At 73.4% G+C, this 12,567-nt stretch carries 9 protein-coding genes; 7 read left to right on the top strand and 2 right to left on the bottom strand.

Annotation, left to right across the window (positions count from 1 at the left end; genetic code table 11):
* Nucleotides 1–44 precede the first annotated feature (44 nt).
* Nucleotides 45–3,440: a LamG-like jellyroll fold domain-containing protein gene (locus tag ABZ945_RS15790; RefSeq protein WP_361269028.1), complete on the bottom strand. Its 3,396-nt coding sequence runs from the start codon at nucleotides 3,438–3,440 to the stop codon at nucleotides 45–47.
* A 252-nt stretch (nucleotides 3,441–3,692) separates the two neighbouring features.
* On the bottom strand, nucleotides 3,693–4,787 hold the full coding sequence (locus ABZ945_RS15785; RefSeq protein WP_361269025.1) for an ABC transporter substrate-binding protein: 1,095 nt from the start codon (nucleotides 4,785–4,787) through the stop codon (nucleotides 3,693–3,695).
* Nucleotides 4,788–4,881: 94 nt separating this feature from the next.
* On the opposite strand from ABZ945_RS15785, the gene ABZ945_RS15780 reads away from it, so the two are divergent.
* The 7 genes from ABZ945_RS15780 to ABZ945_RS15750 all read left to right on the top strand — a co-directional run bounded on the left by ABZ945_RS15780 (nucleotide 4,882) and on the right by ABZ945_RS15750 (nucleotide 12,521).
* Nucleotides 4,882–5,715, top strand: coding sequence for a hypothetical protein (locus tag ABZ945_RS15780; protein ID WP_361269023.1), 834 nt, complete (start codon nucleotides 4,882–4,884; stop codon nucleotides 5,713–5,715).
* 66 nt (nucleotides 5,716–5,781) lie between these two features.
* Nucleotides 5,782–6,810 carry an HtaA domain-containing protein gene (locus ABZ945_RS15775; RefSeq protein ID WP_361269021.1) on the top strand — a complete coding sequence of 343 codons (1,029 nt, stop codon included), beginning with the start codon at nucleotides 5,782–5,784 and terminating at the stop codon, nucleotides 6,808–6,810.
* A 221-nt stretch (nucleotides 6,811–7,031) separates the two neighbouring features.
* Nucleotides 7,032–7,580, top strand: coding sequence for a hypothetical protein (locus tag ABZ945_RS15770; protein ID WP_361269018.1), 549 nt, complete (start codon nucleotides 7,032–7,034; stop codon nucleotides 7,578–7,580).
* Between the two features lie 89 nt (nucleotides 7,581–7,669).
* Complete coding sequence (locus tag ABZ945_RS15765) at nucleotides 7,670–10,369, top strand: immunoglobulin I-set domain protein (protein ID WP_361269015.1); 2,700 nt, start codon at nucleotides 7,670–7,672, stop codon at nucleotides 10,367–10,369.
* Between the two features lie 171 nt (nucleotides 10,370–10,540).
* Nucleotides 10,541–11,005, top strand: coding sequence for an ATP-binding protein (locus tag ABZ945_RS15760; protein ID WP_361269012.1), 465 nt, complete (start codon nucleotides 10,541–10,543; stop codon nucleotides 11,003–11,005).
* A 128-nt stretch (nucleotides 11,006–11,133) separates the two neighbouring features.
* On the top strand, nucleotides 11,134–11,700 hold the full coding sequence (sigK, locus tag ABZ945_RS15755) for an ECF RNA polymerase sigma factor SigK (protein WP_361269009.1): 567 nt from the start codon (nucleotides 11,134–11,136) through the stop codon (nucleotides 11,698–11,700).
* Nucleotides 11,697–12,521, top strand: coding sequence for an anti-sigma factor (locus ABZ945_RS15750; protein WP_361269006.1), 825 nt, complete (start codon nucleotides 11,697–11,699; stop codon nucleotides 12,519–12,521). Before sigK ends, ABZ945_RS15750 begins: the two co-directional genes overlap by 4 nt.
* Nucleotides 12,522–12,567: the final 46 nt, after the last annotated feature.

Here is a 12,567-nt window from a genome sequence, read left to right as displayed (position 1 = left end):
CGCCCCGCCCAGACCGTCAGGGGCAGGTCGTCAGGGGCGGGTCGTCAGGGGCGCTCGCGGTCGTGGAGCGCGGTCACCTCCTCGGGGGTGAGGGCCCGGTCGAAGGCCTGGACCCGGTCGACGGCACCGTGCCAGAAGTCGACGTTGCCGCCGCCCCACTTGGCCCGGCCGACGGACAGCGGGCCGGTGCTGACATCGGCGGGGCCGGCCGGGGCGGTGGCGGCGAGCCGGCCGTCGAGGTAGAGGCCGAGGGTGCCGCTCTTCGCGTCGCGCACCCCCACCAGGTGGTACCAGCGGCCGAGTTCGGGGACGGTCTCGGCGCGGGCGCGGTGGGCGCCGGGGGTGCTGAAGGCGAAGGCGCCCTGGCCGTACTGGAGGTAGAAGGGGTTCTCCCGGCGGCGGCCGTCCTGGCTGACCGCGGTGGAGTAGTTGCCGGGCAGGGAGGCGAGCTTCACCCAGGCGGAGACGGTGTAGTCCCGGGTGGTGTCCAGGACGGGCCCGTCGGTCTGGGCGTACTGCCCCTTGCCGTCGAAGGACAGGGCGCTGCCGCTGACGCCGGGGGTCCAGCCGGTGCCCGCGCTGAGCTTCAGCGGCCGGTGCTGGGGGCCGCCATCCTGGGCGGTGGTGCCGCTTCCCTCGTCCAGGGCCCAGGAGCCACCGCCCTTCGGCGCGGGTCGGGCGCCCGCGGCGGCGCCGGCGGCGATGACCTTCTCGTTGACCTGGCGGACCCGGACCGGGTCGACCTTGATCTCCCTGCGGTCGTAGGTGTAGAGCCCGTTGAGCTCGTTCTCCAGGTCGGAGATCTGGGTGTAGACCGAGCCGGAGAGTTCGGCGCCGGCCGCCTCCAGATAGAACTTCTCGGTGTTCTCGACGTACGTGCGGGTCAGGGCCTCCTTGTCGGCGACGCCGCTGTAGATGACGGTCGGCGGGCCGGGCCACATATGGCCGGGGGTGCGCAGGGTGAAGCCGCCGTGCTCACCGTCCATGGCGGCCCGGGTGGCGTCGGGGTAGGCGGGGTCGGTGTTGTTGTAGTCGTGGTGGTCGATGATGTCGCCCTTGCCGGAGTCCCCCTTGGAGTTGCAGCAGTTGACCCCGCTGTGGGCGTTGACCACCCGGGACGGGTCGGCGGCCTTGACCTGTTCGGCGATGCGTCCGGTGGCCTCCCGGTCCCATTCGCCCCAGCCCTCGTTGAAGACGATCCAGCCGATCACCGACGGGGAGTTGTGGTGCTGGCGCATCATCGCGCGGCCCTGGTCGGTGAAGGCCGTGCGGCCGGTCTCGCTGGTGAGGTCGCCGGAGACGAAGTCCTGCCAGACCAGCAGCCCGAGCCGGTCCGCGTGGTGGAACCAGCGCGCGGACTCCACCTTGATGTGCTTGCGTACGGCGTTGAAGCCGAGCTTCTTGTGGGCCTTGAGGTCGAAGGCGAGGGCCTGGTCGCTGGGCGGGGTGTAGAGGCCGTCGGGCCAGAAGCCCTGGTCGAGCGTGGCGAGGGAGAAGATCGGCTTGTCGTTGAGGACCAGCTTGGGGAAGCCGCCGACGTTCTTGACGGCGATCTTCCGCATGCCGAAGTAGCTGCCGAGCCGGTCGGTGGACCTGCCGTCGGTCAGCCGGACGTCGAGGTCGTAGAGGTAGGGGTCGTCGGGGCTCCACAGCCGCTGGTTCGCCACCGGCAGCCGCAGTTCGCGGTTGGCCGGTCCGCTGACCCGGCCGACCACCCTGCCCCGGGTGTCCCGGGCGACGGCCTCCACCCGGGCCTTCGGGGAGGCACCGGCGGACTCGGCGGTGACCGTGAGGGTGCCGCTGTCGATGTCGGGGGTGGTGACAAGGTTGTCAATGGCGGTGTCGGCGACGGGTTCCATCCACACGGTGCCCCAGATGCCGGAGGACTGGGTGTAGAAGATGCCGCCCGGGTCGGTGGACTGCTTGCCCTTGGGCTGGTCGGCACCGCCGGTGTCGGTGACCGCGACCACGACCTCCTGCGGCCCGCCGCCCCGGAGCGCGTCGGTGGCGTCGGCGGTGAAGGCGTCGTAGCCTCCGGTGTGTTCGGCGATCTGCCGCCCGTTGACGTAGATCCGGGACCGGTAGTCCACCGCGCCGAAGTTGAGCTTCAGCCGGTTGCCGCGGCCGATCTTCCAGCCCTTCGGCACCTCGATGAGCTTGCGGTAGAACATATGGTCCTCGTGCCGCTCGATCCCGGAGAGCTGGGACTCCACGGGGAACGGGACGATGATCCGCTCGTCGAGGTTCCGGCCGAACACCGGCTGCTCCCCGGCCTTCGCCGCGCTGAACTGCCAGGGCCCGTTGAGGTTGCGCCAGGCCGAGCGGACCGCCTGCGGGCGGGGGTACTCCGGCAGGGGCCGCTTGGTGTCGAGTGTGTCGCCCCAGGGGGTGGTGAGGCGGTGGGTGGAGGTGTTCCGGGCGGTGCGGGCGATCTCGGGCACGGCCTTGCCGCCGTCGGTGAGGCCGCCCTTGCCGTCGTAGACGAAGCGGACCTGCTGGTTCTGCTGGATGGGCTTGGCGAGCCGGACCAGGAGGGTGTCACGCTCCCCGCGCGGCACCTCGACCGAGGAGATCGGCATGGCCGTGGTGTCCGCCTCGACGGTCAGATGCTCCCTGACCCGGCCGATGTCCCCGACCCGGCCTTCGAAGCGGGCCCGCAGGCTGCGCCCGTCCCGGCCCGCGGTGAGCTCCACCGGATAGACCTCGAAGTCGGCCGGCGGGGTGAACGCCGACTCGGGCACCAGCTGCTTGGGCACGGTGGGGGTGGACCAGCGCAGGAACATATTGGCCCCGCCGGTGTCCTGGAACATCTCCAGCCGGAAGTCGTACGTCCGGCCGGCGGTGAGCCGGACCGGGGCGCTGGTCTGCTCCCTGTCCCAGTCGGGCACCCAGTGGTCGATGACCGGCTTGCCGTCGACGAGGAGCCGGAAGCCGTTGTCGCCGATGCCGTGGAAGGTGTAGTCGCCGGTGGCGGGCGCCTTGATGCCGCCCGTCCAGCGGGCGGTGGTGTGCTCGGCGCCGCCGGTCAGCTTCTCGAAGGTGGTTGCGAGGCCGGGGAGGTTGATCTGCGGATCGAGTGAGGTGCCGCCGAGCTCGGCGAAGTCCCGGGCTCCCGGCGCCGACATACGGAAGTACTCGCCCTTCAGCCCGTGCACCTCGATCGGGGGCTTCTCGGCCGGGGCCTGCTGCCGTCCGGCCGACGCCTGCTGATGGTCTGTCGCGAACGGCTGTTTCCCGGTCGGGGCCTGCTGTTTCCCAGTCGGGGCCTGCTGTTTCCCGGCCGGGGCCTGCTGTTTCCCGGCCGGGGCCTGCTGTTTCCCGGCCGGGGGCGGCGCGGCGGTCGCGGTGCCCGGTGTCAGCGCGGCGGCCGGGAGCAGCAGCGCGACGGCGGTCAGCAGCGCTCGCAGCCGGTTCCGGTGGCGGGTGTGAGGTGGTGTCATCGCATCTGTCCCCTTGTCTGTCTCCTCGGCGGAGATGGCGAGGAAGTCGGGGCGCCCCATGGGCCGTTGTCGGCCCGCTTCACGATTTCAACGATGTAAAAACGGGGTGCGGGGGAATGACAGCATGCGTGGGCACGGCTGTCCATACCTCGCGCAGGGACTCGTGCAGGGACTCGTGCACCGCACCGGGCACCACCCCGCGCGCGGTCCGGTCGCGCCCGCCGGGCGGCCGGACCGCGCGCCCACCGGGGCTCAGGTGCGGTGGATGCGGTCCACCAGGATGTCGATGACCAGCGGTGTCCGGGGCCCGAAGGAGAGCAGGACACCGTCCTCCAGGGCGATGACCCGGCGGTCCGCACCGGCCGGGGTCTGGCTGATTCCGGGGATGGCGAGGAGCCCGTCCATCCCGCCCACCGAGTCCAGCCCCTTGGACATCATCAGGATCACATCCGGCTCCGCGGTGACCAGGGCCTCACTGGTGAGGGGCGTGAACGGCCGGTCGAGACCGGACTCCTTGCCCGCGTCCACCGCGCCGGCCGCCTCCAGCAGCGAGTCCCCGCCGGAGCCCTTGCCGCCGATCAGATACACGGCCGCGGTGCCCCGCATATAGAGGAAGGCGACCTTGGGCCTGCTGCCTTTCGGCACGGCCGCCCGCGCTTCGGCCAGTTGGCCGGCGATCCGCTCGCTGAGGGCCCGCCCCGCCCCCGGTACGCCGAGGGCCTCGGCGACCCTGGTGGTGCGCGTCGAGACATCAGCCAGCTTGCTGGCGGGGTCCAGCACCACCACGGGGGTGCCCGAGGCGCGGATCTGGTCGATGGCCTCGGAGGGCCCGGTGTCGGTGTCGGCGAGCACCACCGTCGGCTTCAGCGAGAGCACGCTCTCCGCGCTCACATCGTGGGCCTTGGTGACCAGGGGCAGCTTCCTGGCCTCCTTGAACGTGGCGGTGATGTCCCGGCCGACGACCCGGTCACCGAGGCCCAGGGTGAACACGATCTCCGCGACCCCGCCGTTGAGCGGCAGGATGCGCGAGGCGTCGGTGACGGTGACCTTCCGGCCGTCGGAGGAGCCGACGGTGACGGGCAGCTCCGGGGTGGGCGGCTTGCCCTCCAGCGGGACCACGGAGTTGGTCGCCAGCTGCTTGGCGGCGGCCGCGGCGCGGGTGCCCGCGTCGGCGGGGGCCGAGGGCGCCGAGGTCTTGGCGGAGCTGCCGGCGCCACCTCCGCAGCCGGCGAGCAGCGCCGCCAGGGCAACGGCGAGAGCGGCGGCACCGCTGCGGAGGGAAACACCTCGACGAACGGCAACACCTCTGCGGGCGCTCGGTAGTTCGGCTCTTCCAGGGGTGCGCATCGCTCGGTCGTTCCCTCTCCTCCGGCACGAACTCAACCCGTAATACTTTAGGTTAGGCTTACCTGAGTTGCCTATGTGGGGGGTGCGGACACGCATGCGTATGCACAGAACCGGCCAACGGGCCCCGCGGGTCGGACCCGCGGCGCTGGCACTGGCTTCCGCCCTGGTCATCGCGGCCTCGCCCGGTGCGGCGGCGGCCGGCGGATCGGCGAAGGGCCCCGAAGGGCAGAGCCTCACCGTGTCCAAGACGTCCGGATTGAACGCGACGGGTGAGACGGTCACCGTACGGGGCTCCGGCTACAACACGGAGAAGGGCATCTATGTCGCCTTCTGCGTGGACAACGGTGTCGGGAAGACCCCGACCCCCTGTGTCGGTGGGGTCGATATGTCGGGAGAGTCCGGGGCCTCGGTGTGGGTGTCCTCCCACCCGCCCTCGTACGGGAAGGGGCTGGCCAAGCCCTACCAGGGCAGCGGGCGCAAGGGCGGCTTCTCGGTGAGCCTCAAGGTGCGCGCCAAGGACGCCAACACCGACTGCACCAAGCCCGGGGTCAGCTGCGCGGTCATCACCCGCAACGACCACACCCGGGGCGGCGACCAGAGCCAGACCGTCCGCATCCCGGTCACCTTCGGCGGCGCGGCGGCCCCGGGCAAGCCCACGCCGAGCACCGGCCGCACCAACTCACCGTCGAGCGACCCTGGTTCGACCGGCACACCCAGCCCGGGGGCCACCACCGAAGGCACGACCCCGTCCGACGGAGCCTCCGCGAGCGCCGCGCCCGGTGGCCCGCTGGCCTCCACCGGCTCCGGCACGGCCCTGCCCCTGTCACTGGGCGCGGCGGGACTGGTGGTCGCCGGAGGTACGGCCTGGCTGTGGGCCCGTCGCCGCCGGTCCGCCGGAGCGGGTGAGAGCACCCCCGCGGCGCGCTGAACCATCTGTCCGAGACCGTCCCATCCCATCGCAGCGGGCGTACGGCCGCGCACACCAGGGGGCTTGATGAACAGGAAGGCGGGCGCCGCCGCCCTGGCCGCGGGAGTGCTGCTGGCGCTCCTCGGCCAGCCGTCGGCGGGCGCACGGGAGAACGAGCCGCGAACGCCCCGGGAGGTGTCCGGCGGCTATGCGAGCTGGGCACCCGCGGGCGGGAGCCTCACCGGCCGCGGCGGTGCGGAGGTGACCGTACACGCCGACCGGCCGGCCACCGCCGGTACGGGAGAGCGCGTCTGGTTCCCCGTGGGCGGCGGCAGCGCGGACCCGGCCGCCGGGGACGCCACCATGGAGCTGACCGGCACGCTGCGACTCACGACGGCGAGAGCCGGCGGTACGGAACTGGCCCTCAGCGAACTGCGGTTGAGCCTGGACGGCGGCCGGGGCACCCTCTCGGCGTACGCGGCCCAGCCGGGCGCCACCGAGCGGCTGCCTCTCGCCGAGGTGCACCCGGGCGACACGGCGCCCCTGGTCCGGGATGCGGGAGCGACCTGGTCCGGGCTGCGGCTCACCCTGACCGAGCAGGGCGCCGCGCTGCTCTCCGGCTGGAGCGGTGAGCGGTACGAGAAGGGTGGCGAACTGGCCCCGCTGGACGTCACCGTGGGGCTGGCCGGCCAGGGTGACGGGGCCGGTGTGCCCGCCGAGGGGCCGGGTAGCCCGCCGTCACCTGAGGCCCCAGCACCGGGGAGCACCCCCTCAGCGCCCACCGAGACGCCCACCGAGACCCGCACCGGCGAACCGGCCGCCCCGCCGACCGCGGCCCTGGCGCATCCGGCCGTGGCCGCCGGGGGCGAACAGCTCATCAGCGGCGCCGGGTTCACCCCCGGCGAGGTGGTCCTGGTCGCCATCGACGACGACACCCGGTATGACGTGGTGGCCGACGGCGAGGGACGGGTGTCCCAGGCGTTCCCGGTGTACCGGACGGCCGCCCCGGGGGCACACACGGTCGAGCTGCGTCCGGTGTCCGGCACGGGCAGCCCGCCCTCCGCCGGGTTCACCGTCACGGTTGCCGACGACGCCACGGGGGCCGGGAGGCCCTGAGCCGTCACCCGTCGGCGCGGCCCTGGGAGCGGACCGGGAACGGTCCGCTCTCCAGGCACGCCCTGACGTCTCAACCCGTGGCGAAATAAGCCCAGTTGGTCTCACCACAGTTCTCTCACACTCTGTTGACAATCGATTCGATCTTGACTTAGGTATGCCTTACCTAAGTTCGGATCGAATCCCGATCCGGGCGCCGCCTGCCGAAAGGTGTGCTGTCACCCATGCGAGCCATCAAGGTCCTGTCCCCTGCCCGTATCGCCGCCCGCGCCGGCCTCGCCGTCGTCGCGTCCACCGCGCTCACGCTGGGCCTGGCCACCTCGGCCTCGGCCGCCACCTCGACCCGGACCGTCACCGACGGGGGCGTGACCTACAACCTGAAGCTGACCTCGCCGAACACGGCCGCCGGCGCGGGCCAGGTCATCACGGTCACCGGCTCCGGCTACAACCCGTCCCAGGGCATCTACGTCGGTCTGTGCGTGGTCAACGGCGCTCCGGGCGCCAACAAGCCGACCCCGTGTCTCGGCGGCCAGGACCAGTCCGGCACCACCGGCGCCTCGCACTGGGTGAACAACAGCATGGGCGGAACGCTCCCGAACACCTCCAAGTTCGGCCCCGGCGGCACCTTCACCGCGAAGATCTTCGTGAAGGCCACCCTTCAGGACGGCAGCGTCTGCGGCGAGGACGTGACCTGTGCCGTGGTCACCCGCGCCGACCACTTCGACACCAATGACCGCAAGTACGACGTCCACGTGCCGATCACCTTCCAGTAGCCCGCGCGCGGCCGGGCCCCGTGACCACGGGGCCCGGCCCTCCGCGTTCCCCGGGGTGCCGGACGCACCCGACAAGTGAGGACCACTCCATGGCAGTTGACCCGACGGACCGGCGGCGACCGGGCCGTGCGGCCGTCCCGCCCTCCCGGCGCGGACGTCCGGCGCTCCTCGCGGCCGCCGCGCTCGTATTCGCCTCCGTCGCCGCCGCGTCCGTCGCCACCGGCCCGGGCGCACGGGCGGCGGACACCCCGCGGACCGCGCTCGGCAAGGCCGGGCAGAAGCTCACCGTCTCCGCCTCCGCCAACCTGGACCCGGCCGGTGAGACGATCCGCGTCACCGGCTCGGGCTATGACGAGAGCAAGGCCATCTACGCGGCCCTGTGCAAGGACAACGGCGACGACCGCATCCCCTCACCCTGCCTGGGCGGCGCCGACACCACCGGCGGGGGCAGCGCCTCGAAGTGGATCGTGCCCAAGGACGACCCGTACGCGGGCGAACTCGCCCTCCCCTGGGGCGATGGCGGCACCTTCGACGTCCAACTGAAGCTGACCGCCAAGGACTCCAGTCTGGACTGCTTGCAGGTGGCCTGCTCGGTGGTCACCCGGGTCGACCACCGGGGCAGCGGCGACCGCTCCCAGGACGTCCGCATCCCGGTCACCTTCAAGGGCCAGGATCCCGGCGGGGGCGACGGCGGCGACGGGGTGGACGTGCCGCCCGGCACCGTCAGCCATGTCAAGGCCGCCGACTTCACCCGGGCCGGCAAGCCGCTGGACCTGCTGGTGCACCCCGGTTCGGGCAAGCTCTACGTCGGCGCCGACAACATCGCAGACACCGCCGACGTCAACGAGCAGGGCCTCTACGTCCTCGACGCCGCCGACGGCACGGTCCGCAGCCACATCAGCAAGGCCCCCGGCTCCACCGGCGCCCTGGCCGACCGCCGGGTGCCGATCCTCGCCGCCCCGCTCCCGGGCGACGGCGTCGTCTTCCACTACCCGCTGCGCGGCCTCGGCACCGCCAAGGACGGGGACACCGCGGCGCGGGGCGTCTGGCTGCCCGGCGCCACCGTGACCGGCGCGGGCCCGGGCACCAAGGCCGCCACCACCCTGGTCCAGCAGGGCGGGACGCTCACCGAGGTCACCACCGCCACCGGGGCCGCCGAACGGAGCCTCACCCTGGACGGGGGCAGCCGGCTCGGTGTGGACATCGCGCGCGGCGCCGCCTGGTCGGGCTACGCCGGAGGGAAGCTCAGCCGGGTCGACACCGGCTCCTTCACGGTGACCGCCGAGGCCGCCCTGCCGGAGGACAGCCTCTGGTTCGTCGCCCCCGACCCCGCCACCGGCAACGTCTGGGCGGGCAGCGGGAACAGCGTCCGGATCTTCGACCAGGACGCCAAGCCGCTGAAGACCATCGAGGGCCGGGACCGTCCGGTGGACATCGCCTTCGACGGCACCTCCGGCCGCGCCTATGTCGTCTGGCAGGACAGCGGCGACACCGGTGACGGCGGCGACAACAACGGCTCCCTGGCGGTCTACGACACCCGGACGCACCAGGAGGCCGCCACCCCCACCCCGCTCAACGGCAACCAGGGCCAGATCGGCCAGGCCTCGGTCGCCGTCGTCCCGGGCGGCTCGGCCGTCTATGTGGCCAGCCCCGCCGAGGGCAAGGTCACCAGGCTGGACCGGCGGGTCTCCCCCAGGGTCGTCCAGACTCCTGCCGACCGCTCGGCGGCCCCGGGTGACGAGGTCTCGTTCGTCGCCGCCGCCGAGGGCACCCCGGAGCCCGCGGTGCGCTGGCAGGTCAGCGCGGACGGCGGTCAGAGCTGGCGGGACATCGAGGGCGCCACCCGCAACGCGTACACCTTCACCGCCCGTACCGCCCAGGACGGCTACCGCTACCGCGCCCAGTTCACCAACGCCGCCGGCACCACCCGTACGTCGCCGGTCACCCTCACCGTCACCGAGCCCGGCGGGGACAACGGAGGAAACACCAGCGGAGGAAACGGGGGCAACGGAGGAAACGGCGACGACGACCAGCAGCCCTCGGGCACCAGGACGATCACCGGGCCGGACGGCCAGAAGCTCACGGTGACCCCGGTGAACCACCTCGCCACCAAGGACCAGAAGCTCAAGGTCTCCGGCTCCGGCTACGACGAGGCCAAGGGCATCTATGTCGCCCTGTGCGTGGACAACGGCGCGGGCGAGCTGCCCACCCCGTGCGTCGGCGGGGTCGATATGACCGGCTCCTCGCACAGCTCCGCCTGGATCTCCTCCAACCCGCCGGACTACGGCCAGGGCCTGGCGAAGCCGTACGGCAAGGGCGGCACCTTCTCGGTCGAGCTCACCGTGGACGCCAAGGACCAGTACACCGACTGCTTCAAGAAGACCTGTGTGCTCGCCACCCGCGCCGACCACACCCTCTCCGGCGACCGCTCGCAGGACGTCAAGGTCCCGATCGCCTTCACCGGCCAGGACCCGGTCGCCACCGACGGCGGGGACGGGGACGGGGACTCCACGGGCGGTGCCTCCGGGGGTACGGGGAGCTCCGGCACCTCCGGATCCACGGGCGGTACGGGCACCTCCGGGACCGCCTCCGGCGGGTCCGTCGGAGGCAGCGGTCCGGCCGGGGGTTCCAGCGGCACCGTGGGCGGGACCTCGCCCACCGGGGGCGGCGGCAGCCTGGCCTCCACGGGTGTCACCGTGCTGACGCTCGCCAGCGTGGCGGGTCTGCTGATGGTCGGCGGCTGGTTCGCCTACCGGCGCGGGCGCCTCGGGGCACGCCGTACGGACTGACACCCCGTACACACGGACATCCCATACGTCCGTACCGGGCCGCTCCGGCCGTCATCCACGGCCGGAGCGGCTACGAATCCCCTCCGCGGAGAGCGGTCCGGCGCGAGTCCCCAGAGTCCCGCAGCCCGCGGGGCCGACCCGCCGGCGCTCCTCCGGAGATCGGGGGCGGTCATGTCCACCAGCGCACCGGCGCCACTGATGCCACCGGCTCCACCGGTACGCGAAGACCGGCCGGCCCTGTCCGGGGACCGCCGGGCACCGGCCGCCGCCCGCCGGGCGACCGCCCGGTTGCTGGCCCGGGCGGGCTGGGGGCGGCAGCGCACGGCCGACGCCGTCCTCATCGTGTCCGAGCTGGTCACCAACGCGGTCCGGCACGCCCCCGGACCCTGCCGGCTCACGCTGACCGAGCGCGCGGGTGTCCTCGACATCGCGGTCGCCGACACCGGCGAGGAACTGCCGCAGCGCTGGACCCACGCCGGGGAGCGGGGCGGCTTCGGGCTGGTGCTGATCGAGCGGCTCGGCGGTCGGCTGACGGTGGTCCCCGCCCTCGGCGGCAAGACCGTGCGGGTCCGGCTCGACCGGCGGGCGGAGAGCGGTGGGCCGCCGTCGGGCCGAGCCGGGGAGCGCCCCCGGTGAGGGCCGCCGTCGCCCGCCGGGGCCCGGCCCGCTTTGCGGGCGGTTCGCGGCGGCACCAAGCTGGGAGGGAGGGACCGGGCCGACGGCGGCGTGGCCGGCGCCCGGTCACGACCCACTGGGAGCTGCGCTTGCCGAAGGGACCCGAGCAGAACGCCGCCGAACGGGAGCTGCTCACCCGGACGGCCCACGGGGACATGGCGGCGTTCACCGAGGTCTATGACACCTTCGCCGACTCCGTGATGGGGCTCGCCTGCCGGATCCTCCAGGACGCCGCGCAGGCCGAGGAAGTCACCCAGGACGTGATGATCGAGGTGTGGCGCACCGCGGACCGGTTCCGTCCGGAGCGCGGTTCGGCCAGGTCCTGGGTGCTCACCCTGGCCCACCGCCGGGCGGTCGACCGGGTCCGTTCCGCCCAGGCGAGCAGCGAGCGCGAGTGGCTGGCGGGGGTGCTGGCCGGGGACCGGGCGTTCGACGAGGTCGCCGAGACGGTGGCCGAGCACGACGAGCACCGACGGGTCTACCGGTGCCTGGCGTCCCTGGCGCGGGCCCAGCGGGTGCCGCTGGTCCTCGCGTACTACCAGGGCATGACCTATGTGGAGGTCGCCGACTCGCTGGCCACCCCGCAGGGCACGGTGAAGTCCCGGATGCGGGCCGGTCTGCGCCGGCTGCGCGCATGTCTGGAGGGTGCCTGGTGACCACCCCCCGAGGGCCGTACGAGGCGCAGGAGCCGCACGGGCCGCATGAGCCGGTCGGGGCGTATGTGCTGCACGCGCTGCCGCCCGCCGAGGAGGCGGCCTTCGAGAACCATCTGGCCGGCTGCGCGGAGTGCCGGCGGGAGGCCGACGCCTACGCCGCCGTGCTGGCCGTACTGGCGGAGGCGCCGCTCCCCGCGACGCTCTGGCCGCGGCCGGAGGCGGTACGTCCGGTGGCCGCGCCGCCGAGGGTACGGACCCGGGTGCTGGACCAGGCCGCCCGTACCGCCCAGGAGCGCCGCGCCTCCCTGCCGGGGCAGCGGGCCCGCCGGCGCCTGCTGAGTCTGGCACTGGCGGCGGCCGTGGCAGCGGCGGCGGCGCTCGGCGGGGTCGCCGCCTGGCAGCACGGCCAGGCCGACCAGGCGCGGGAGCGGGCCGCCCGGGCGGAGAGCGCGGCGCGCACCGCGGCGGCCCAGCTCACCGAGATCCTCACCGCCTCCGATGCCACCGTCCACACCGCCGGGCTGCCGGACGGCGCCTCGGTCGGGATCATCGTCGCGGAGAGCGAGAACAAGGCCGCGTTTACCGCCCAGGCCCTGCCCGCGCTGCCCGGTGGGCAGGTCTATGAGCTCTGGTACGCCTACGGGACCGATGACCTGCGGCCGGCCGGGCTGGTGTCCGGCGCGGGCGGCGAGGCTATCCGGCTGATGGACGGCTGGGTGGGCGACGCGGTGGCCGTGGGCATCAGCGTAGAGCCCGCGGGCGGCTCCCGGCAGCCGACCACCGAGCCGCTCGCGGTGGTGCCGATCACGGCTTCCGACTGAGCCGCGGCACGACGGGAAACACCAGGGCAACCCCTGGGCAACCCTC

This window comes from Streptomyces sp. NPDC046887 (genome assembly GCF_040644755.1).
Taxonomy (GTDB): Bacteria; Actinomycetota; Actinomycetes; order Streptomycetales; family Streptomycetaceae; genus Streptomyces; species Streptomyces lichenis.
This window is presented reverse-complemented; position numbering and strand designations above follow the sequence as displayed.

Coding starts and splice junctions, on each gene's coding strand:
- ABZ945_RS15790 (WP_361269028.1), bottom strand. CDS start 3,440: ATGACACCACCTCACACCCGCCACCGGAACCGGCTGCGAGCGCTGCTG.
- ABZ945_RS15785 (WP_361269025.1), bottom strand. CDS start 4,787: ATGCGCACCCCTGGAAGAGCCGAACTACCGAGCGCCCGCAGAGGTGTT.
- ABZ945_RS15780 (WP_361269023.1), top strand. CDS start 4,882: ATGCGTATGCACAGAACCGGCCAACGGGCCCCGCGGGTCGGACCCGCG.
- ABZ945_RS15775 (WP_361269021.1), top strand. CDS start 5,782: ATGAACAGGAAGGCGGGCGCCGCCGCCCTGGCCGCGGGAGTGCTGCTG.
- ABZ945_RS15770 (WP_361269018.1), top strand. CDS start 7,032: ATGCGAGCCATCAAGGTCCTGTCCCCTGCCCGTATCGCCGCCCGCGCC.
- ABZ945_RS15765 (WP_361269015.1), top strand. CDS start 7,670: ATGGCAGTTGACCCGACGGACCGGCGGCGACCGGGCCGTGCGGCCGTC.
- ABZ945_RS15760 (WP_361269012.1), top strand. CDS start 10,541: ATGTCCACCAGCGCACCGGCGCCACTGATGCCACCGGCTCCACCGGTA.